At 61.2% G+C, this 20110-nt stretch carries 17 protein-coding genes; 1 reads left to right on the top strand and 16 read right to left on the bottom strand.

The window, feature by feature from the left end:
• Positions 1-31: 31 nt before the first annotated feature.
• The 16 genes from JQ603_RS07155 to JQ603_RS07080 form a co-directional block, all read right to left on the bottom strand.
• Positions 32-2257 (bottom strand): NHLP family bacteriocin export ABC transporter peptidase/permease/ATPase subunit, encoded by a 2226-nt coding sequence (locus JQ603_RS07155; protein WP_212337709.1) that lies wholly within the window; start codon positions 2255-2257, stop codon positions 32-34.
• A gap of 12 nt (positions 2258-2269) precedes the next feature.
• Positions 2270-3538 (bottom strand): NHLP bacteriocin system secretion protein, encoded by a 1269-nt coding sequence (locus tag JQ603_RS07150; protein WP_212337708.1) that lies wholly within the window; start codon positions 3536-3538, stop codon positions 2270-2272.
• A gap of 131 nt (positions 3539-3669) precedes the next feature.
• Positions 3670-4401: a sulfite exporter TauE/SafE family protein gene (locus JQ603_RS07145; RefSeq protein WP_212337707.1), complete on the bottom strand. Its 732-nt coding sequence runs from the start codon at positions 4399-4401 to the stop codon at positions 3670-3672.
• Positions 4402-4488: 87 nt separating this feature from the next.
• Entirely contained in the window at positions 4489-4695 is a 207-nt protein-coding gene (locus JQ603_RS07140) for a hypothetical protein (RefSeq protein ID WP_212337706.1), read from the bottom strand.
• 199 nt (positions 4696-4894) lie between these two features.
• A complete protein-coding gene (locus JQ603_RS07135; protein ID WP_212337705.1) occupies positions 4895-6658 on the bottom strand; it encodes a hybrid sensor histidine kinase/response regulator in 1764 nt (587 codons plus the stop codon).
• Positions 6659-6715: 57 nt separating this feature from the next.
• On the bottom strand, positions 6716-7366 hold the full coding sequence (locus JQ603_RS38390) for a response regulator transcription factor (protein WP_349630699.1): 651 nt from the start codon (positions 7364-7366) through the stop codon (positions 6716-6718).
• A 902-nt stretch (positions 7367-8268) separates the two neighbouring features.
• The gene (locus JQ603_RS07125) at positions 8269-9279 is read right to left on the bottom strand and encodes a VOC family protein (protein WP_212337704.1); all 1011 of its coding nucleotides are present in this window, start codon (positions 9277-9279) and stop codon (positions 8269-8271) included.
• 54 nt (positions 9280-9333) lie between these two features.
• Positions 9334-10410: a branched-chain amino acid ABC transporter permease gene (locus JQ603_RS07120; RefSeq protein ID WP_212337703.1), complete on the bottom strand. Its 1077-nt coding sequence runs from the start codon at positions 10408-10410 to the stop codon at positions 9334-9336.
• The gene (locus JQ603_RS07115) at positions 10407-11309 is read right to left on the bottom strand and encodes a branched-chain amino acid ABC transporter permease (RefSeq protein WP_212338248.1); all 903 of its coding nucleotides are present in this window, start codon (positions 11307-11309) and stop codon (positions 10407-10409) included. Before JQ603_RS07115 ends, JQ603_RS07120 begins: the two co-directional genes overlap by 4 nt.
• A complete protein-coding gene (locus JQ603_RS07110; protein WP_212337701.1) occupies positions 11309-12031 on the bottom strand; it encodes an ABC transporter ATP-binding protein in 723 nt (240 codons plus the stop codon). The genes JQ603_RS07115 and JQ603_RS07110 overlap by 1 nt, the downstream gene beginning before the upstream one ends.
• Positions 12028-12828, bottom strand: coding sequence for an ABC transporter ATP-binding protein (locus JQ603_RS07105; protein ID WP_245003397.1), 801 nt, complete (start codon positions 12826-12828; stop codon positions 12028-12030). Before JQ603_RS07105 ends, JQ603_RS07110 begins: the two co-directional genes overlap by 4 nt.
• Positions 12829-12881: 53 nt before the next feature.
• Positions 12882-14189, bottom strand: a complete 1308-nt coding sequence (locus JQ603_RS07100) for an ABC transporter substrate-binding protein (protein WP_212337699.1) — start codon at positions 14187-14189, stop codon at positions 12882-12884.
• 181 nt (positions 14190-14370) lie between these two features.
• Positions 14371-16044: a bifunctional 3-(3-hydroxy-phenyl)propionate/3-hydroxycinnamic acid hydroxylase gene (locus JQ603_RS07095; protein ID WP_212337697.1), complete on the bottom strand. Its 1674-nt coding sequence runs from the start codon at positions 16042-16044 to the stop codon at positions 14371-14373.
• Positions 16045-16075: 31 nt separating this feature from the next.
• Complete coding sequence (locus tag JQ603_RS07090; RefSeq protein WP_245003396.1) at positions 16076-17119, bottom strand: Ldh family oxidoreductase; 1044 nt, start codon at positions 17117-17119, stop codon at positions 16076-16078.
• Between the two features lie 8 nt (positions 17120-17127).
• A complete protein-coding gene (locus JQ603_RS07085; RefSeq protein ID WP_212337693.1) occupies positions 17128-18009 on the bottom strand; it encodes an alpha/beta hydrolase in 882 nt (293 codons plus the stop codon).
• A 66-nt stretch (positions 18010-18075) separates the two neighbouring features.
• Positions 18076-18978, bottom strand: coding sequence for a VOC family protein (locus tag JQ603_RS07080; RefSeq protein ID WP_212337691.1), 903 nt, complete (start codon positions 18976-18978; stop codon positions 18076-18078).
• Between the two features lie 306 nt (positions 18979-19284).
• Between JQ603_RS07080 and JQ603_RS07075 the strand changes: the two genes are divergently transcribed.
• The gene (locus JQ603_RS07075) at positions 19285-20013 is read left to right on the top strand and encodes a GntR family transcriptional regulator (protein ID WP_212337689.1); all 729 of its coding nucleotides are present in this window, start codon (positions 19285-19287) and stop codon (positions 20011-20013) included.
• The last annotated feature ends 97 nt before the right edge of the window (positions 20014-20110 follow it).

Raw genomic sequence — 20110 nt, 5'->3', positions numbered from 1 at the left:
GTTTCGGCGGACGGAGGCTGGTAGGCACGGTTCATTCGCTCGACACCAGCTGGACATATTCGCCGCCCTCGGCGAGCAGTTCCTGATGCGTCCCGCGCTGCACGACCCGCCCGTTGCTCATGACGAGGATCTCGTCGCAGTCGCGAATTGTGCTGAGCCGGTGGGCAACGATGATGCAGGTGCATCCCCTGCGCCGGAGATTGTCATCGATCGCCTTTTCGACGATCGGATCCAGCGCCGCGGTGGCCTCGTCGAGGACGACCACGGAAGGATTACCTGCCAGCGCCCGCGCGATCTCGAGCCGTTGTCGCTGACCGCCACTGAAATTCCTGCCGTCCTCGGCCACGTGGCAATCGTAGTTGCCGGCCCGGACGGCAATCTCCTCGTGGATCAGCGCATCCCTGAGCGCCCGGGACATGCTGGCTTCGGGCACGGTATGGTCCCAGAGCGTGAGGTTGTCGCGGGCCGTCCCTTCAAACAGCAAGATTTCCTGGTCGACATAGGCGACCGAGTTGGTGAAGATCTCCTGGGGAATCTCGGCCATCGACCAGCCGTCAATGCGGATATCGCCGGACCACGGTCGATAGAGCCCGCTAATCAACCGTCCAATGGTGGATTTGCCACTGCCGGATGCGCCGACCAGGGCTACCCGCCAGCCGGGCTCGACGACCAGCGAGAAATCCTCGATCAGCGGCGGTTCGAGCGCGGAATAGCCGAACGAGATGTCCTTCAACTCGACCCGGCCCGACAGTTTTGCGGGCATCGTTGCGGGCGCGCGCTCGATCGGCACCAGGGGACGAGCGGGATAGTTGAAGACGTCCTCGATCCGGAACAAATTGCCTTTGATGGCCAGGAAGACGGCGGCCTGCTGCACGAGTGCGTTGACCGGCTCGACCAGGCTGGTGAGCAGCGCCTGCAGGGCAACAAGGCCACCGATGGTCAATGCGCCGTCGACGATCCGCAGGCCACCCACACCCAGCACAATCGCGGTGGTCAATCCGGTCAGGAAGATCGGACAGGTGTCGAGAAAGGTGGAGTAGACACCGAGATCACGCTCGGCGTTCAGGACTTTAGCCTGGAATCCCGCCCAGCGCGCGAAGGCGTCATCCTCCAGACCGCCGGCCTTGATCGTTTCGATCGTGCGGATGATTTCGATGGTGTTGCCATTCAGCTTGGCACGTTCGATTGACAGCTTGCGGTTGAGATCCTCGCGCTGGCGGGCCACCAGCCTGAGGACGAGGACATTGAGGAGAGCCATGGCGATACTGATCGCCGCCAGGAGACTATCGTAGAACGCCATCGTGGCAGCGATGAAGACGACCGAGATCAGGTTCAGGGCATTGGCAGCCACCCCGTTCGAAAGCAGTTGGGCGATTTGTTCGCTGGCGGCTATGCGGTTGGCAAGGTCACCTGAGTGCCGCTGGGTGAAGAACTCCATCGGAAGGGTCAGGACGTGCCATAGCAACTGGCTGACCATCGTCACCGTGAGCTTGGTCTGGATGCGCAGGAGCAGCGACTGTTGAAATGCTGTCATCAGCGCCCGCGCCACGGCGGTGATTGCCATGCCGATCAGCAAGGGCGTGAACCAGCCCTCGACATGCTTGATCAGGACGTCATCGACAAAGATTTTTGCGAATGTCGGAACCAGGATGGTGGGCACCACCAGCGCCATGCTGAGTGCAACCAGCAGCAGCACCGCCCACAATGAATTCGACAGTCGCCGCGTCAGCAGCGGAAAGAAATCGGGCTCGCGCCCGCCCGGCTTGAATTCGGGTCCCGGCTCCATCGCCAGGACGACGCCGGTGAAGGAGGAGTCAAACTCGTCGTGACCGACCTTGCGGCGCCCGGTCGAGGGATCGTTGACATAGGCGCAGTTGGTGTCCAGCCTCTCCAGCACCACGAAATGGTTGAAGTTCCAGTGGATGATCGATGGCATCGGCAGCTCATGGAGCGTCGCCGGCTCCTTCCTGAACCCCTTAGCCGTCAATCCGAAGCGCCGCGCGGCCTTCAGCACGTTGCTGGCCTTGCTGCCGTCCCGGGACACGCCGCATGCTTCACGCAGCTTTTCCAGCGGCACCCAGAGACCGTGATAGGCCAGGACCATCGCTAGCGAAGCGGCGCCGCATTCCAAGGCTTCCATCTGGAACACCGTTGGAGTGACCCAGCGCCGCCGCACCGGCAGCGGGATGCGCCGGATCCAGTTGCCGAGGCGATCGAGAAGCGGCGGCTGGGCGTCGGTTTGGCGCGATGCAGTCATATGCTGGCGATCCTAGCCGCCGATTCCGCTCAGCCGCTTCATCAACGGGATCACCAGATCGATCGGCGGCTGCTCGCGCGTTGTGACTTCGGCGCGGGTCAACGTACCGCTCGAGAGCAGGATCGGCGGCCCCTTGCCCGAGGTCCAGCGATACCCGCTCAAGGTCGAGGGATCGCGCTCCAGGGTTACCCTCGCCGCATAGGGCGCGCCGTCCTGCGAGAAGCGTTTGACCAATGCATCGTTGTGCAAGTCCGCCAGCATGCCCTGGGGTGTCACAGGAAAATCCGAAACCGCCACTACGTTGCCGACGATCGCGCCGTATTCCTCCCGCTTGATGGTGCTCGGCTCGATACGAACCTCCATACCCGGACTGATGGTCTTGCCGCGGTCCGGCGGCATGTAGACGGTTGCCTCCAGGACCTGTCCTGCAGTCTCGATTTCGATAACCGGCGTACCCAGGGCGAGCACAGCACCGCTGGACACCTTGAGTTCGACGACACGCCCGTCGGCGGGGCTGACAATCCGCGATCCTCGCTCGAGCTCGGCCGCAAGCTGCTCGACCGTCCGTTTGGAATCATTGACCTTGAATTCCGACAGCAGGCGATCGCGCTCACGCTGGCTCTGCAGATCCAGCCGCTGTGCATTGAGCTTGAGAATGTCATTCCTTGCGTCAGTGATGCGCTCCCGGGCATTGTTGAGTTCGACGCGGCGGTCCTCAAGATACCTGCGGGTCACAGTTCCGTTCGCTGCCGCCGGCTCGAGCTTGGCCACCTCGTCCGCGAGATAGGCGGTGCGCTTCTCGGCAGCCACGATCACATTGGCCAGACCTGCCTCCTGCGCCGCATAGTTTGCAAGCTTGGCATCGATTTCCCGCGAGATCGCCCCGGCGAGTTCGGCATGCTCGCGCTCGCGCTCACGCAGGACGTCCCTCGCCTGCTGAAGCCGCTGTTCGGTCTCGGTCTGCACGACCCGCGCAATCACCTGGTCGGCGCGGACGGCATCGCCGATGCCGACCTCGAGCGAGGCCAGCCTGCCGCTGACCGCGGACACGGCGTCGACCAGGCGGCCGCCGCTGCTTAGCAAAATGCCATCGCCGGATACGCGGGTTGGAATGCGGCCGAGCACACTCCAGGCCATCAGCACGACCAGTCCCAGCGCCAGCGCCAGCGCGGCCATCCAGTCGAACGGGCGCGTGACGCCGACAACATGGTCGAGCTGTTCGGGATTCGAAAGCCGCTCGATGGCCGCTTCCCGAAAGATTCGTTCTGTGCCCCGTTTCATGCACCCCCCGCCGTCTTCGACTGGACTTGATTTGGCCGGAATGCTTTTGCTTTTTCAAGCAGATATCGTCTGCCAACGCGGATCGTAGTTTCGGCGACCTCATCGTATGAAAAGGCTACTCCCGCGTCCTGCTAGATCACGAGGCAGAGTCCCGAAAACAGCAACAAGCCCAGGATGACCCGCTTGAAGGCTGCTTCGTTGATCCGACCGAACAGGACGATCCCCACGGCCGTTCCGGCGGCCAAAGCGGGCAGAGAAATGCCAAAGTCGATCAAGACCTTTAACGAGAGGCTTTGGTGCGAAAGCATGAGAGCGAGAGCAGAAAGCTGCATGACCCCGATGTAGGGTTGAACCAGGCCGCGCTGCTGAGTTTTCGGAAGACCATGGATGTCGCACCAGATCGCAGGAAGCGCGCCGGGCATCGCGGTCAAGCCGCCAACCAGCCCGCCGCCAAACCCGACCAGCGCGTTCCTGCTCCGGCTGTCCATCTGACGCAAGTAGGCAGCCGTTGGCCGCAACAAGGCATAGGCCGCGTAAAGCGATACGAGAATTCCAAAACCCAGTCTGAAGATTCCCGTGTCCACATTCTGCAGGAGATAGATCGCGATCGGAATGCCTAATAGCCCCCCGGCGATGAAGACGAGGCTGGTTTTCCATTGCATGGTCTTGCGTAGCGCGAACAGATTGGCGGCCTGTACGGTGATGCTGCAAGCCATCATCAATGGCACAGCTTCCATCGGCGGAAAGACGTGGAGCAGGATGGCGCCGGCGACCGCCGAGAAGGCAAACCCGGAAAGGCCGGAGACGAACGCGCCGGCAAAAACCGCCGTACTCAGCACCAAATAGACCGCTATGTCCGACATGGCATCGCTTCCTGGCGAATGTAATCGCACCCAATAGCCCGACAGCATGGGCGTCCGGACTCACGCAAGTGACCCCAGCCGATCGACCTAGTCGCGGTCGACCGCGATTGCCGCCGTTTCGATGGGCCGGATGCTCGGCGCGTGATCCAGCATGTATTCTCCGACGAGATGCAAAATGCCGAAGCCGACGAGGACAGCGATTGTCCACGCCTTGAGAGGCGACGATGGTCGCCGAGCGTAGGATCTGCCGGTAATTGCCATATCCAAATGACTTTCTTGCACGCTGCCGTTCATGCGCGTTCAGTTCGGGGCAATAGATACCGTCGGGCTCATTGGCGAGCGATACGGCAGATGTCGTATTTCGTCGTCGGCAAGGCGGCTAATGCCGAAAGGCTCGGCACCACCGCGGGTGACAGCGCCGTGGCAGATCCGCACCGAGACACGATCTCAACCGTGGCCGGGGGATCGCCAATGGCGGCAGCTACCCATCCCTTCAGGAATCGACGGATTCCTTGCCGTCAACACAGGCGGCGACGATCGCTTCGTGCAATTCCTCGCCGGAGATCGGCTTGTGCAGAATACGATGACCGCTGGCGGTGGCTTCCTTGATGCGCGAGGGCGAGGTATCGCCGGTCACGATCACGGCGGGGACCGAGCGGCCGACATGGGCGCAAAGAGCCTCGATTGCGTCCAGGGCCGTCGCACCATCTCCGAGGCGGTAGTCGGCGATGATCAGATCGACCGGTGCATCGCCGGCCGCGACCGCTGCTGCATGTACCTGTTGCACCTCGGCGGCGGACCGGCCGGCATAGACGCGATGCCCCTGCAGCGTCAGCAACTGCACCATGACATCGAGAACATCGCGCTCGTCTTCCACGACCATGATGTTGACCGCGATGGCTGCCGGCGATGCCCTGTTGGCCGGCGGAAGAGTTTCCACCGCGTTGGCTTGCGGCACCGTAACGGAAAACATCGAGCCGCGCCCGGTGACGGAAACCAGCTTCAGCGGATGCTCTAGCAGTAATGCGGTGCGGCGAACGATGGCGAGGCCAAGGCCGAGACCTTGCGTACGATCTCTCGCAGAGTTCTGCAATTGAACGAATTCCTCGAAGATCATTGCCTGCTGATCTGCCGGGATGCCGGGGCCGGTATCCCATACCTGGATTTCCACCGACGCGCCGCGCCTGCGGCAGCCAAGCAGAAGGCCGCCGGATAACGTATAGCGAAAGGCGTTCGACAGCAGATTGCCCAACACCCGCTTCAGCATCATGGGATCGCTGTTCACCTGGAGGCGGCTTTCAACAATACGCCAGTCAAGGCCGCGCTCTTTCGCCACGGACGCGAACTCGTTGCCGAGCTGGTCGAACAGTTGGGAGAGATTCACCGTCTCCCGCGCAACAGTGACGACGCCGGCATCAAGCCGGGAGATGTCGAGCAGCCCGTTCAGAAGGGCGCTGAGGTTGCCGACGATGGATTTTGCCTTGCCGGCCAGACCTCGCGCATCGCCGGATTGGACGGCGCCGCGTTGACCCAGCGCCGCGAGCGTGGCGATCAGCAGGCTCAAGGCATGGATCGGCTGGCGCAGGTCGTGACTGGCGGCCGCAAGGAAACGTGTTTTCGCACGATCGGCGGCCTGCGCGCGGTCGCGTTCTTCCTGGAGGTGGCCAACCAGCTCGACGTTTTCCAGGCGCAACCTGATGGTCTCACGCAGCATGCGGTGCGTTGTGCGGCAATAATAGAGGTTGATGGTCACAAGTCCCGTAAGCAGGGCGAGATATGCGCCGGAGGTATCACCTCCATTGATAAAGGCGCGCACCATGACCGGCAGCACCGTTGCGATGATCGAGCCGACCAGAGCCGGCGGAAAGGCCGAGAGCGACGGAACTGTGCCGCAGACCAGACCGGTCAAGGCAACAATGGTGAATAAAAAAGCAACGGGCTGTTCGGGAACGAACCCAACCCAGCCGAGCATTCCCCACAGCAGGCCCGACACGCACGAAAACGCAGCCGCGAGCCACGCCCATCGCAACACAGACGCTGGTTCTCGATTCCGGCTGAAGAACCGGCGCGCCGCCAGGACGCGTATGGCGGTGAGCAGATACAGCGCACCAAGCCATCCGGCCAACCAGCTTGGCGGCACGGTGCTCCTCAGTACGTATGCCGCCGCCAGGGAGATGAGGACGTTGGAAGCCACTACTCCATAGGAATTGCGATACAGGAGCTCTACGAGCGCCTCGCGTATCTTGTCTTCTTGCATCGAAACCTCTCCGCGCGCCGGCAAGTGCGGCGGCTTCGTTTGCGAATTGCCGTTGCGCTACCCCGCTGGAAGGCCGAGACGAACCGCGTAAGCCGTCAATTCCGCACCACTGTGCAGATCAAGCTTCCGCATAAGATTCTCGCGATGCTTCCGGGCAGTAAGCAGGCTAATGCCGAGACGGTTGGCGATGTCGCGGTTGGTGACGCCGTGAGGGATCATCGCCAGTATTTGCCGCTCGCGCCTCGTCAGCGTGACCGGAGATATGATCGCTGCGGAGGGCTCCGGGATTTCGCTCGGGCCGTCATGGTAGTCCACCGCAAAGCGAACCTCCCGGGCCACATAGGTGTTGCCTCTCCTGATGGCATCGATCGCAGCGATGAGTTCGGACGGATCGCCGCTCTTGGTCAAATAGCCGCTCGCGCCCGCGGAAAAAGCCGCCCGTACGGAACGTGGCTCGACATTGGCGGTGAGGACAAGAACCCGCAGCTCCGGCCATGCGGTTCTCAGGTGAGCTATGAACTGAAAGCCGCTCACACCGGGCATGCCGAGATCAAGTATGAGAAGATCGGCGGAGTTTTCGTTCAGCAGGCGATGAACAGCCTCTGCGTCCGCAGCTTCACCGCTGACAATAAGCCCGTCCACGGTCGACAGAAGCTGCTTCAGACCTTCCCGCATAATCGCGTGATCGTCAGCAATGATCGTCCGCACCGGTCCGCACCTGTGTTGCCCGCCAGTAACGGTAGGGTATCAATCAACTCCAATCAAGGATTGAGAGCCGCAAATCCATTGCCGGATGTGGTCGCCTAGGCAATTTTGCGGTGTCGTGCCGTTGCCGTGTTGGACGGCTGGCGGCGGGTGGACGCTGATCCTGGTCGATTCACCGTCGGATTTGAATCTCTTTGGCGACGCTCGCGTTCCGGCCTTCCAAGAGCGGGCTCGTGACCACCTCCCGTTGTGCGTGCCGTGCGAGGCGTGGTTGCCGGATTACGCGGCGGAGTTGGATCTTCGCAGCACAAGGGCCCGACAATGCGTCATGACGGCAATGGCTGTGACACTGGCCACCACGACTGCGCCAGGGCGACGCGCCAGCGCAACGTGCCGGGCTCAGGCCTGTGCGTCCGCTTCCATCCGGACCGCGGAGCCCTTCGCATCATGGGGAGCAGACTGTCCGCTTTGCTCGCCCCGATATCCTATTCTACGACGAGCAGGCAATTGACCTGTATCGTCGGAGCTGCGCGCTGTTTCGAACGGGTGGGTGAAGATACAAGAAATCGCACAACAGGCTGGCCGCGCGACATCCGACCCCATAAGCGTCGCACGAGACGCATTTTGTTCGGATGCCGGAAATGAAAAAGCCCTGCATCAACAGGGGCTTGAAATGGTGGGCGCACCAGGGCTCGAACCTGGGACCCGCTGATTAAGGGTCAGGCTTTTTCTTAGTAAAATCAGCTTACTAACTGTAAAAGGAGGCAATTAAGCTACTAAGCACATCATTGGGTTACGGCGGAATTGTCAATCGAAAGAAGGTGATCCCACAATCTACGGGTAAGCACCCAGCTCAGCCCTGTCGCGTCGGAACGCCAGGAGCCCCATTCAAACCCCGCGTCGCCTCAACTTCCTGCGTTCGATCTTGCGAGATACTTCTCCAACGTCATCGGCGTCGGCTTGAGTTGCGGTTCGCTCACGATGGTCTCTGCAAACATGGTGGCCTCGTCAAACCATGCCTGGCGCGCCGGCAAGCCCCAGGGAAAGGCGAGATTACGGTCAGATGGATCCCAGGCAATGGGCTCGTTCTCGATATCCATCATTTGGTAGTGTGTGTTGAACAGCTCTACACGATGACCGTCCGGGTCGCGCATGTAGACATACATCGCGTGCCCCGGGCCGTGCCGCCCTGGGCCACGTTCGACCGACGCACCGTAGCCGAGTTCTCCGGCGAGATCGCAGGCAAACAGCAGACAATTCACGTCCGGCGCCAGATAAGCGAAGTGGTGAAGACGTGGGCCAACACCGTTGAAGAACACGATGTCGTGCGGATTGCCCTTGCGCTGCAGAAACACGCCACGCAGATCCGATGTCCCGGCAGGGGCTATATACTCACTCAAACGAAAACCTGCGGCCGTGTAGAACTCGCAAGCCTTCCGAACCTCAGGCGTCAGTACCTGGTAGTGATCGAGTCGTAGCGCCGACCCACCGATATGGTTGGTGAACTTTGTGATCATCCGCGGCATCACCGGCATGGTTGCACAAAACTCGAGCGGCGTGCCGACGGGATCAACCGCATGCAGTGTACGACCTTGGTGGGCCACCTCGACCCAGCCAGCCGGACAGCCCCGGGCTGCGAAGAAGGCCTTGAGCAGATAGAGGTCCTCTTCCATCAATACGCGCAACCCCAATCTCGCGCACGAGGCATCATTGGCCTGGCGAAGGACCAAACTGTGGTGACAGGCCTCCTCGACGCCGCGCAGGTAGAGCGCATCACCGTCTTTGGCAGTAACGATCAGCCCGATCACCTTCTCATAAAATTGCCGGCTTGCAGCAAGATCGCGCACTGTCAGAACGAGGTGACTGGCCCTTGTCACACGGAATCCGGGGTCAAAATTGGTCGTCGGGAGCGTCATGATCTCACCTCCTGTTAACGGTTGGCTGAAGTGAAATGTTATGAAACTTGTGCTCTATACGTCGGGTCGAGATGTGGCGGAGAGGGCGGCCGCAACCGGCATGGCTCCGCCGTTCAGCTTCGGGGTCGGCGACGGTTCGATCATTTCCAACCGATAGCCCACAGGGAGCAGGTCAATTGCAAAACGGCCCTGCACATATCCCCAGATCCCGCGGGGGAAAAACAACGAAAACATAAGCGCACTCAGTCCGAGCCCGACCAAATACCATGCTCCTGAGGCGCTAAGCGCCCATTCCAGTGCGAAGAAGATGACCGCACCAATGATCGGGCCCTCGAATGTGCCGATCCCTCCCACCAGGACCATGAAGATCATGTAGGCGGACCACTGGACGCCGAAATAGGTCTTGGGTTGAAAACTGATTGCACTAGCAAGCCAAATAGCGCCGGCGAATGCGGCGCCGAAGGCCGCCACAATGAACAGAACCCGCTTGCTCGACACAACGCGAACGCCAACCGAATCCGCGGCCTCCTCGCTGTCCCGAATGGCCTGGGCGGCGATCCCGAAGCGGCTACGCAAGAGGACAAAGAGCAACAGGATCATCAAGGTCATTCCGCCGAGCGCGAGCCAATAAGTCATCGCGCCACGAACATCCGTAGAATAGGCGTTAAGTTGAATGAGGGAAGTCCCCGTCTCGCCCTGGATCAGGCCATCAAGGTTCACCCAAAGATGCGCGAGTTCGGCCACGACCCACATTCCGATGGCGAATTCTCCCGCCCGCAGACGTAGCATGAAGAGGGACAGCGGAAGTGCGGCGATTGCGACAAGCACCGCGGCAACGAGCAGAGCTGCATACACGTTCACACCGAGATCGGCGAGCCGTATCGCCGCATATGCGCCAAGTCCGAAGAATGCCTGCTGGCCAACTGACACGAGGCCGCCATAGCCTGCAAGCGCATTCCAGGTAACCGCCAAGAGCACATAAGTGAAGAGAGTCGTCAGCTGAGAGACGCCACCAGGTGCCAAGAAAAGCGGACCGAAAGCAAGGCCAACCACGAGCATCCCCGCCGAAGCCGTTGCAGCGATCGAGACGCCCGTCCACCGTTGCACGCGAGCTGGCAAGCTGGCGGTCATGTGGGGCGCCCCATCAGCCGACGAAGCACGTCTGGCCCGATCGGCCACAGATTGGCCATTCGTGCCAACAGGACCATCAGGAACACACTATGTCCCGCGATCAGGAAGCCTTGCGGATTGATCTGGGCACCGAGCGTCTGAGATACCCCGAGAACGATTCCGCCGATCAAGGTCCCCCACAACGACCCGGCCCCACCAATGACTACAGCCTCAAACGCAAAGATGAGTTGGGGCGCGCCGGCGTACGGATCGAACGTTGCCCGCATGGCCAAAGCAGCGCCGGCGAGCCCCACAGTCATTAGCGCGATCGCCGCGGCGAGCGCCTTGGTGAGGCGCGCGTCAATACCGACAAGGCCGGCTGTATCGGGATCCACCGCCGTTGCTCGAATGGCTCGGCCAAGCTGGGTGTGGGATAGCAGCAATTGCAGTCCGCCGAGAACCCCAACGGCCGTGAGGAAGATGAGGACCGCCAGCTGACCGACGCTGATGTCGTCAGTCAATGACCATGACTCGTAGGACAAGGAATCGATGAAGGGGGCGAGCGAGCGCGTGTCGGCGCCGAATTTCTCAAAGAGCAGATTGTCGACGGCGATTGCCAGGCCAAAGGTGGCAAGCACCGGTACCAGCAATCCCGCCCGGCCGCTTCGTTCCAGGACGACACGCTGAAGAACGAATCCGATCGCCGCCATGAGAGGAAGAACGGCAAGAAGTGAGAGAAACGGCGAAATCTCGAACCGCTCGGTCAGCGTCAGGAGTGCGAAGGCCGCAACGACGACGAGGCTGCCATGGGCAAGGTTGATGATTCCCATCACGCCGAGCATGAAGGACAGACCGCAGGCAATGAGCGCATAATAGCCTCCGAGAAGCGCACCCTGGAGCAACTGATTCAGAAAGACCATCATGCAGCAGTCCCGCCGGCCCTCTGTAGACCGAAATATGCGTCCGTGATCGTCTCGCGCGTCAGGTCTCTGGTGCTGCCTTCGAGAACAACACGGCCCTCCAGCATGCAGAGCACACGACCGGCCACCGCCATGGCCCGGGTCAAATCCTGCTCGACCAGCACCACGGTCGCGCCTAGCCTGATCAGGTCGCGGAGCGCATCATAGACGCGGTCCACGGCAAGTGGTGAGAGCCCGAGCGACACCTCGTCCAGCAGCAACAGATCCGGGTTGGTCATTAACGCACGACCGATCGCAACTGCCTGTTGCTCTCCACCGGAGAGATTGCCTGCCTTTGCGCGACGTCGCGGGACGAGCTGAGGAAAAGCCTGCATCACCGTTTCGATGGTCCAGAGGCCTTGGCGGCGCGCAGAGCGCGCCAGCAACAGATTCTCCTCCACCGTCATTTGCCCGAACAGGCGACGGCCCTCCGGCACGAGTGCGATCCCGATGCCGGCTCGCTCATGTGCGGGCAGCAGCGTGACATCGCGCCCTTTGAAGACAATTGTCCCCTTTGCCGGAATATGGGCGCCTGCGATCGCCCGCAGCAGCGTTGTCTTGCCGGCGCCGTTTGCTCCGACGAGAGCGATCACCTCACCCTGATTGATGGCGAGAGAGACGCCGCGCACGGCCTGGAGCAAGCCGTGCCAGACACTGAGCGCCTGCACCGACAAAAGGCTCATGTTGCACTCCCACCAAGATAGGCCTTGACGACGGCGGGGTTGCTCAGCACCTCCCTTGGTGCGCCGTCGGCAATGACCTGGCCGGCGTCCATGCAGATAAGCCGTTCGGCAACCTGCAGCAGAATGTGGACCATATGCTCGATCCAAACGATCGTGATACCCTTTTTCACCAGCAAGCGTATCGCGGCAACAAGTTCCGCGGCCTCCGCGTCAGTCAGACCGCCGCCGATTTCGTCCAGCAGCAGGACAGAAGGATTGGTTGCCAGTGCGCGCGCTAATTCCAGCCGCTTTCGGTCAAGAAGGCCTAGAGTCTCGGCCCGGCGATTGGCCACACGCAGCATGCCGCATAGATCCAAGGAATCGACGCAGCACTGATAGGCGGCTGAGCCCGTGAGGCGTCCTCCATTGGTGGTGGCGACCAGAACGTTCTCGAACACCGTCATTCCGGCAAATGGACGCGGAACCTGGTGCGTTCGAATGATGCCAAGCCGGCAACGATCGGCGGCCGGCATATCCGTCACGTCGACATCCAGAAACGTCAGCTTGCCGGCGCTTGCTGCGAGTGCTCCGGCAAGCACACCGAGCAAGGTCGTCTTTCCAGCGCCATTGGGGCCGACGATACCGACTGCTTGGCCCGCCCGGAGTGAAAGGTCGACGTGATCGACGACTGTCAACGCGCCGAAGCGCTTGACGATCTTGGCGGCCGAGACAATGAATGGTCCCGACGGAAGCCCTGCGAATGGCGGCAAGACTTCTGCCTGCCTTGTCGATCCGATCTCACCCACGATTGCCATCATCGGATTGTCGGCAATTTTCGTTGCGACACGGGCCCGTCCTCGTACTCCACCGCTCAGGAGCTGTAGGAGACTAACGGTGCCCCGATTGGCACGTTCCGATCGCAGGCGTTGTCCACCACATGAGCGTCGACTGAAAATTTGGATTGCTTCGGCTTGCTCCACTGGATGCCGATGATCGGAGTCGAGACGCAATTCGGCACCGGCCCCTTGGTCCAATCGAGCTCGCCCATGGTTGTCGTCAGCCGCAGCTTGCTGATGGCCTTGGCCACCTCTTCCTTGGACGCTGGATTGCCGGCCGCCTTCAAGGCTGCGACACCGACATCGATCAACGCCATGGTCTGCCCAATCTGAAGCGTCCATTGTCGCCCGCTGGCGCTTTCGTAGCCATCGGCAAGTTGCTTCGATGATAGTCCGGTCAGCGGTGAGGAGTAAGGAAAGGCCGGGTGCCAGGGAGCGCCTGCCGTCATGTTGAGACCGAGTGCGCCCATTGCCTGAATTTGCGAAGCAAACAACCCGGTCTTGCCGGTCTCGATGATCTTGATCTTCTTGGTGAGACCTTGTTGTGCGGCCTGACGCCAGAACACGGCAAAATCGGGCGGCAGTGGGAAGGTGTTGATGATCTCGACATTCTCCTGCTTGAAACGGGCGATTTGGGCGGAATAGTCAGTAGTACCGTCCTCATATGCCCCAGGGTCGATCACGATGAAGCCCGCCTTCACCAGCGCGGGCAAGAGATTGGCCCGGACCGCATTGCCGTCCGCATCATTCGGATAGAGCACACCGACCTTGCCGTTGGTCTTGACGGCGCCATTCCACTTCGAGATGTAACACTGTGCAAATTGCGCGGTTCCGAACGCGAAATGGTACGTCCATTTGAACGGCGACGGCGCGCCCGGCTTCGCGCCACGCCCGAAATAGAACGCTTCCCAGGGAACGGTGGTTGAGACGCTGGGGACGCCAGCGGCCTCGCATGCGTCGGCAACGGGGTTGACGGTCTCCGGCGCGGAGCACGACAGCATCAGGTCAACCTTGTCGGACGTAATCAACTGGCGCGCCAGCTCGGCGGCGCGATTTGGATCCGACTGGGTGTCCTTCATCAAGATCTCGATTGCGTAAGTCTGATCGCCGAGCCTGATGCCAGCTTTCAGCGCATCCTGCGCAAGCTTGATCAGATGCGGATTGCATTCGCCAAAGCCGGCGAGCGCGCCTGTCAATGGACTGATGAAGCCGATGCGAAGCGTCTGGGCCGCTGCCGCCGTCGTCCAGAGGGCTGGAGCTGTTCCCGCCACAGCACTCGCTCCGACCAATGTGACGGTGCTCTTGAGGAAATTTCGGCGCGACTGGCTCTTCGGCGTACTCATTGCAGCATTCCTCCCATGTTGCTCCTCATCCAAACCGGGCTGAGGCCAAGCTTTCGAACTTGCTTTGTTGGATCGGCTGGCCGCCGCTGCTCGAAAGCAGCAGCAGAGTCCGCACCAGGTTGGTAAGGCCCAACTTATATTTCGTAATTTTATTATATTTTCGAAATCTAGCAAGCGCGGATTACATGGCCCGCTGCGACGCGGCCTCGCTACAGGAGGCGCCCGGTAAGCTGGGCTGCTCGATCAAACGGAGATGATGATCCAGCATCCCGCTCATCGCGTCGAAATCCGCCACTGTCTTCGCAACAGCGAAGACGTAGTGGTCGGGACGCACCAAGACGGCGATTAGGCCACTATCGCGGAGCCAGGCACTCAGCAATCCGTCGACCTCCGCGATCGACCAGTCCCGAGGGCCCGCAGGCAGTGAGCACGGAACATCGACCAGCGAGATCACCGCCCCGTCAAGCTCGTCGAGTTTGTCGCGTAGGGCGTTGGGGACTGTATCGATGCCGGTGTCTGACGAGAGGACCAGACGGAACGAGGCGCCAACCAGATCATCGAGAAGACACACTCCAGAAGCGGAGGCGATGCGAGGTTGGGGAAACCGCAGGCCGACCGGCGCCCCCTGCGCGGTGCTGAGTGCGCCCTCGACGAGACCTGGGATCAAGCTTTGGCGATATTGCACGGCGGGGGGATCTCCCCTCTCGCTGAGCAGTCGCGCATCCCTTTCCGCCGCCTTCGCCGGATCGAGCTCACATATGATGCGGCCGAGCCCCTTGGCTGTTTCCGTCGTGGCACGGACGTGCGCTCGGCGCTCCTGCTGATAGGTGTCAAGCAAGGCCGCATCGCACCGCCCCCTGATCACCAGCGTAAGCTTCCAGGCGAGATTGGCAGCGTCACGAATTCCCTGACACATGCCCTGCGCCATGAAGGGCGGGGTCATATGCGCGGCGTCGCCGGCCAGCAACACCCGCTCCTTGCGCCATTGATCGGCAACCAGCGCGTGAAAGACGTAAGTTGTGGCGCGCCAGAGTTCGCCGTCCTTGGGCGTCAACCAGCGGCCGAGAAGGCGCCAGATTGCGCTCTCCTGGTTCATTTCTTCGGCGGTCTCGCCGGGAAGGAGCATGAATTCCCAACGGCGATGATTGCCGGATCCCACCACATACGATGTCGGGCGGTCGGGATCGCAATATTGCACGATGGTTTGCGGCAAACTGTCCAGCTTGCTCTCGTCGACGAGAACATCGACGACAAGCCAGGGCTCGTCGAAATCGAGCGACTCCAGGCCAATGCCCAAGAGCTTGCGGACGAGGCTGGTTCCGCCGTCGCAGCCAACGACATAGCGGGCGCGCAGAGTCTCCTCGAGACCTGAGCCGTTTCGAACGATCAGCTCGACATGGTCCTGATGCTGCTCGAGGCGCTCCAGCACAGTGCCAAGACGGAGCTCGAGCGTTGGAAGCTCCAGCAATGACTGCCGGATCGCCCGTTCGAACGGCGGTTGCTTGAACATGAAGCCTGGCTGCCAGCCTTGCGGATACGGCGGGGGCAAGGCTTCGTAACGCGCAATCAGCTTGCCGCCGACGCCGCGATATTCGGTCGGTGGATATGGCACAACATAAGGATGCAGTGTCTCGGCAAGGCCAAGATTTTGAAGGATCCGCATGATCTCGTGGTCGAACGAGACCGCGCGCGGCAACGGAAAGATATCGTCGGCCTTGTCGAAGACGATCGTGTTGATGCCGTATCGCCCGAGCAGCCCTGAGAGAATGGCACCGACCGGTCCCAGGCCGACAATTGCGACATCAACAATTCCGAACATTGCGGTCTCCACCTTGAGCCTGAGCTGGTTCGTCAAACGGCGTCCTGGCTTCGCAAATCACCCACGATCAGGCGAGGCCCTCGGGCACCGGTACCTGCAGTTTCGCGGCAAGCGTCACCAGTCGCGATAGGGTCCCCCGTACGAGCGGTATCCCCGACCGCGATCGCCGCTCCATCTCCTCGAAGCCGCGTTCGCCCGGCAGGTAGACGTCGCCCAACCCATCCGCCGGCGGCAGACTCTTGATTGCAGCGCATAGTCGATCGATTTCAGGCGTAAACCCCTCGCCGAAGGCGGTCGGATCGAGCGCGACCACGACACCGTTGACGCCAGGATCGCCGCCCGCGGTCAGAGCCACGGCGATGAGAGGATTTGTCGCCAGGACGCTGGTGAGCACTTCGATCATGAGCGAGAGGCCCGCCCCCTTGGGACCGGCCATCGGCAGCACCGCCTTGGCCTTGTGCGGGTCGATCGTCTCCTGTCCGTTCGCATCGACGGCCCATCCCGCGGGAATTGACTGATCGGCATCCCTTGCAGCCATGATCTTGCCCAGCGCCACCGCCGCCGTCGACATATCGAGCAGAAGCGGGCGGTCTGGATTGCTGCCCGGCGCGGCTATGGAAATTGGATTTGTCGAGACGCCCTCTGCTCTGGATCCATGATAAATCATCAGAGGCTTCGAAGCGGTCATCACAATTGCGATTTTCCGCGCACGGGCCACTTGGTGCGCATAATACCCAATCGCACCAGCGTGGCTGATGGAGCGAACGGCACACCAGCCGATGCCATGGCTGTCGGCGAGGTCACTGGCCGTGCGCGCCGCGATGTTCATGCCGACAGCGCCAGGGGCGCGTTGCGCGTCGATCAGTGCCACGGCACCCTTGCCTCCGACACGGCGCGGCTGAGCTGCGGGATTGATCAGGCCAAGTTCGACCATCTCGACGTAACGCGGAATCCGCAAGACGCCGTGCGAGTCGGCGCCGCGCAAATTGGCCCAAACCAGCATCGCTGCGGTCTGCTCCGACTGATCGGACGTAAATCCGCCCGCCAGAAGCAGCGCGGCCGCGAAGTCCTGGAGAATGTCAGGAGCAATTGCGACCGTGTCCGACGCCATCCCCACGCTTACTCTCCAAGCGGCGAGGGAAAGAACTTGTCGAGCCATCCCCTGATGATTGCCTTGGTGCGCGGCGCATCCGCCGGCGCGAGCGGGAAATGCGATGTGCCGGTAATCAGAACAAGCTCGGCCGGCTGACCAGCCTTTTCAAACATGCGGATCGACTGCTCGGTGGGCGTGATCGTGTCATTGGCGGTATGAAGGAACAGGATCGGACGGGGCGCGATATTGCCTACGACCTCGTCCGCGCGAAAATTGTACATGCTCCATGCCGTCTCGACCGGAATTTCCATGATCGCCTTCGGCGAGAGGTTCTTGCGTAAATGCTCCGGGATCGGAACGGCATCGAAGCGGGAGATCCACATGCTCTCACCGGTTTCCTGCCGGTGCTTGCGCCCCTGCTCGAGGAGCGAGGTGAATTTCGTCCAGGCGTCGGGCGTCGGATGCTGGCCGCGAAATTTCCGCTCACCATCGCCCCAGCCGCAGGATGAGATAACGCAAGCAAAGCGGTCATCCACGCCGGCCGCATAGACCGAGACGGCAGCACCGAAGCTGTGACCGACCACACCGATCCGCTTGGGGTCGACCTCATCCCGCTCAGCCAGGAATGTCAGCGCATTCTTGGCATCCGCCACCTGATCGAAGCAGCGCACTTGCGCCCTCTCCCCCTCGCTTTCGCCACAGCAGCGGAAATCGAAACGAAGCGCGACGTATCCCATCTGCTCGAGCATCCGCGCCTGGATCTCAGCGTGGGATTCGTCTTTCGAACCGACAAAACCGTGCAAAACGATGAAGGCCGGCAGTTGCTGACCCGGCTTTCGTCCATCCGGCACGTGTATGACGGCGGAAAGGGTAAGCCCGTCAGAGCGGAAGGTAAGCTTCTCTTGCATATGGCATATCTCTCGTACCGCCGTGCGGCCCGCGCAGTGGCGAGCACACCCGGACTGCTGCGTCCGTCAATTGAGGGCCGTGAACGGAAAATGAAACTGGCGCCATTCGAGCGGCGCAGGCGTGCCCCACACATTCATGCAACGCACGTTGCCGGGGCGTTCGAGATTGGTGATCACATTTGGCTCAAAATTGTCGTCATCCGCGATCAGGGCCATTGAGCTCGAGCATTCGATCATCGCGCCGCTGGAATCGGTGTAGTAGGCATAGGTATTGTCGCCCGGCCGGTGACGACCAGGCCCCCACAGCATCTGCCGGTCGAACCGGTCAAGCAGATCGCCGAGCTTCAGATAGTCGCCGAACTCCTTGAACTCGAAGGAGTAGTGATGCAGCCCCACCTTGCCGCGAACGATGCCGACGATGTGGTGCTGCCGATTGCCGCCGTACATCCAGGCCAGACTGTCATCGACCATGCGTTCCGACAGCCGCAGGCCACAGATCGCTTCGAGCTGGCGGCGCGTCGCCAACGGATCCGGCGTTGTCAGATTGAGATGATCCATGCGGTTGGGACCAACGCCGTGAGTTGGATAGCGACGTCCGTAGAGCTGGTCACGCGCGGGAGTGTGTATCTCGAAACGCAGCCCTTCCGGCGTGGCGAAGGTGACGCCGGCAGCCATGCAATTGAGGCTGGGCTCGCGGGAAACGATGCGACAGCCGGCCGCTTCAATCCGCGACTCGGCCGCGCGAACGGCCTCGGTGGTGAGCGCCTCCAATCCAATCGTATGCGTCGAATTCTCGTGCGCTCGGAGTAACACCAGTTCCGCTGCCCGCCCGTTCGAGCTCAGCCAGGTCTGGCCATCGTCGGCATAGGTGACCTGCAGACCGAGGATTTCCGTCGCTTCCCGCACCACAGCCTCCATGGCCGTGGTGTTGATTTTCACGTGCCCGACCGCATGCACGACTTGCGTCATGGCCACCTCCCAAGCTTGGACTATTTGAATCCTGATATCGCATCGCATGAACGGTGGCAACATATTTTCGATTAATATTTACATTTTCGAAATTACGTCGTTTAATGCCGGTCGGGACAGCCTGCGGATGCGGTCGTCCCCCTGGCGTGGAATTGCAGCAAAGACATGATTCGGGCGCGATAATCGCCACCGTGCGGGCTTCGGTTGTTCGCCCCCGACACTGTCGCCCGTTCCGAAACGACCCGAGTTGTTTGATATTCTTTCGAAAATCAACGATACTCGCGCGCGAAGCGAGGATGGTAACAGATGCACGAGAGGCTCAAGCCTGCAGGTGAAACGCGCGCAGCAGACGTGTTGCATCGCATGCGCGCCGACATCATCAGCTGCACGCTCAAACCCGGCGCAAAGCTGCGGTTTGAGGGGCTGCGCGACATCTATGCCGTCAGCTTCTCGACGCTGCGGGAGGCGCTGTCGCGCCTCGTGGCCGAGGGTCTTGTCGTGGCCGAAGACCAGCGCGGCTTCGTGGTCGCGCCGGTTTCGATCGATGACCTCACCGACCTCACTTATGTCCGCGTGCTTGTCGAGCGAGAATGCGTAGCGCTGGCCATCAAACACGGCGATGACGATTGGGAAGCCCAGATCATCGGAGCTTTCCACCGGATGGACCGCCTGCAAAATCGCCTCGGCTCTACCTATTATCTCTCTGAAGAATGGGGCAAGCTTCACGGCGAATTTCACTTCTCCCTTGTCGCCGCCTGCGGTTCGCCCAATCTCCTGGAGATCCGGCAAAAGCTGTTCGAACGCGCGCACCGCTATCGGCGGATGTCATCGCAATTCCGAACCAAATGGCGCGCCAAGGATGTCGAGCACAAGATGATCATGGATGCGATGATCGCGCGGGACACGGCAAGGGCTATGGAGTTGATCGAGCGCCACATCCGCGAGACAACCGAGAATGTCATCAAATACGCCGGTCATCTGTTTGCAGCGCCGGACGAGCAGCCTCGCAAGCGGACCGCTCACGCCGCCGAATAGTTGCCCCCGCATATTCACCCTGACGTTCTTGCATCCGACGGGCAACCGAGCGTGCATCAGCCGCCCGGTCCGGCACGCGGCGTCCGCAATATGTTAC

Source organism: Bradyrhizobium liaoningense, from assembly GCF_018130825.1.
Lineage (GTDB): Bacteria > Pseudomonadota > Alphaproteobacteria > Rhizobiales > Xanthobacteraceae > Bradyrhizobium > Bradyrhizobium liaoningense_B.
Note: the sequence above shows the minus strand (reverse complement) of the source record. Positions and strands in the feature narration are given on the sequence as shown.

Coding starts and splice junctions, on each gene's coding strand:
- JQ603_RS07075 (WP_212337689.1), top strand. CDS start 19,285: ATGCACGAGAGGCTCAAGCCTGCAGGTGAAACGCGCGCAGCAGACGTG.
- JQ603_RS07100 (WP_212337699.1), bottom strand. CDS start 14,189: ATGAGTACGCCGAAGAGCCAGTCGCGCCGAAATTTCCTCAAGAGCACC.
- JQ603_RS07090 (WP_245003396.1), bottom strand. CDS start 17,119: ATGGCGTCGGACACGGTCGCAATTGCTCCTGACATTCTCCAGGACTTC.
- JQ603_RS07150 (WP_212337708.1), bottom strand. CDS start 3,538: ATGAAACGGGGCACAGAACGAATCTTTCGGGAAGCGGCCATCGAGCGG.
- JQ603_RS07115 (WP_212338248.1), bottom strand. CDS start 11,309: ATGGTCTTTCTGAATCAGTTGCTCCAGGGTGCGCTTCTCGGAGGCTAT.
- JQ603_RS07110 (WP_212337701.1), bottom strand. CDS start 12,031: ATGAGCCTTTTGTCGGTGCAGGCGCTCAGTGTCTGGCACGGCTTGCTC.
- JQ603_RS07135 (WP_212337705.1), bottom strand. CDS start 6,658: ATGCAAGAAGACAAGATACGCGAGGCGCTCGTAGAGCTCCTGTATCGC.
- JQ603_RS07125 (WP_212337704.1), bottom strand. CDS start 9,279: ATGACGCTCCCGACGACCAATTTTGACCCCGGATTCCGTGTGACAAGG.
- JQ603_RS07120 (WP_212337703.1), bottom strand. CDS start 10,410: ATGACCGCCAGCTTGCCAGCTCGCGTGCAACGGTGGACGGGCGTCTCG.
- JQ603_RS07155 (WP_212337709.1), bottom strand. CDS start 2,257: ATGACTGCATCGCGCCAAACCGACGCCCAGCCGCCGCTTCTCGATCGC.
- JQ603_RS07145 (WP_212337707.1), bottom strand. CDS start 4,401: ATGTCGGACATAGCGGTCTATTTGGTGCTGAGTACGGCGGTTTTTGCC.
- JQ603_RS07085 (WP_212337693.1), bottom strand. CDS start 18,009: ATGCAAGAGAAGCTTACCTTCCGCTCTGACGGGCTTACCCTTTCCGCC.
- JQ603_RS07105 (WP_245003397.1), bottom strand. CDS start 12,828: ATGATGGCAATCGTGGGTGAGATCGGATCGACAAGGCAGGCAGAAGTC.
- JQ603_RS07080 (WP_212337691.1), bottom strand. CDS start 18,978: ATGACGCAAGTCGTGCATGCGGTCGGGCACGTGAAAATCAACACCACG.
- JQ603_RS07140 (WP_212337706.1), bottom strand. CDS start 4,695: ATGAACGGCAGCGTGCAAGAAAGTCATTTGGATATGGCAATTACCGGC.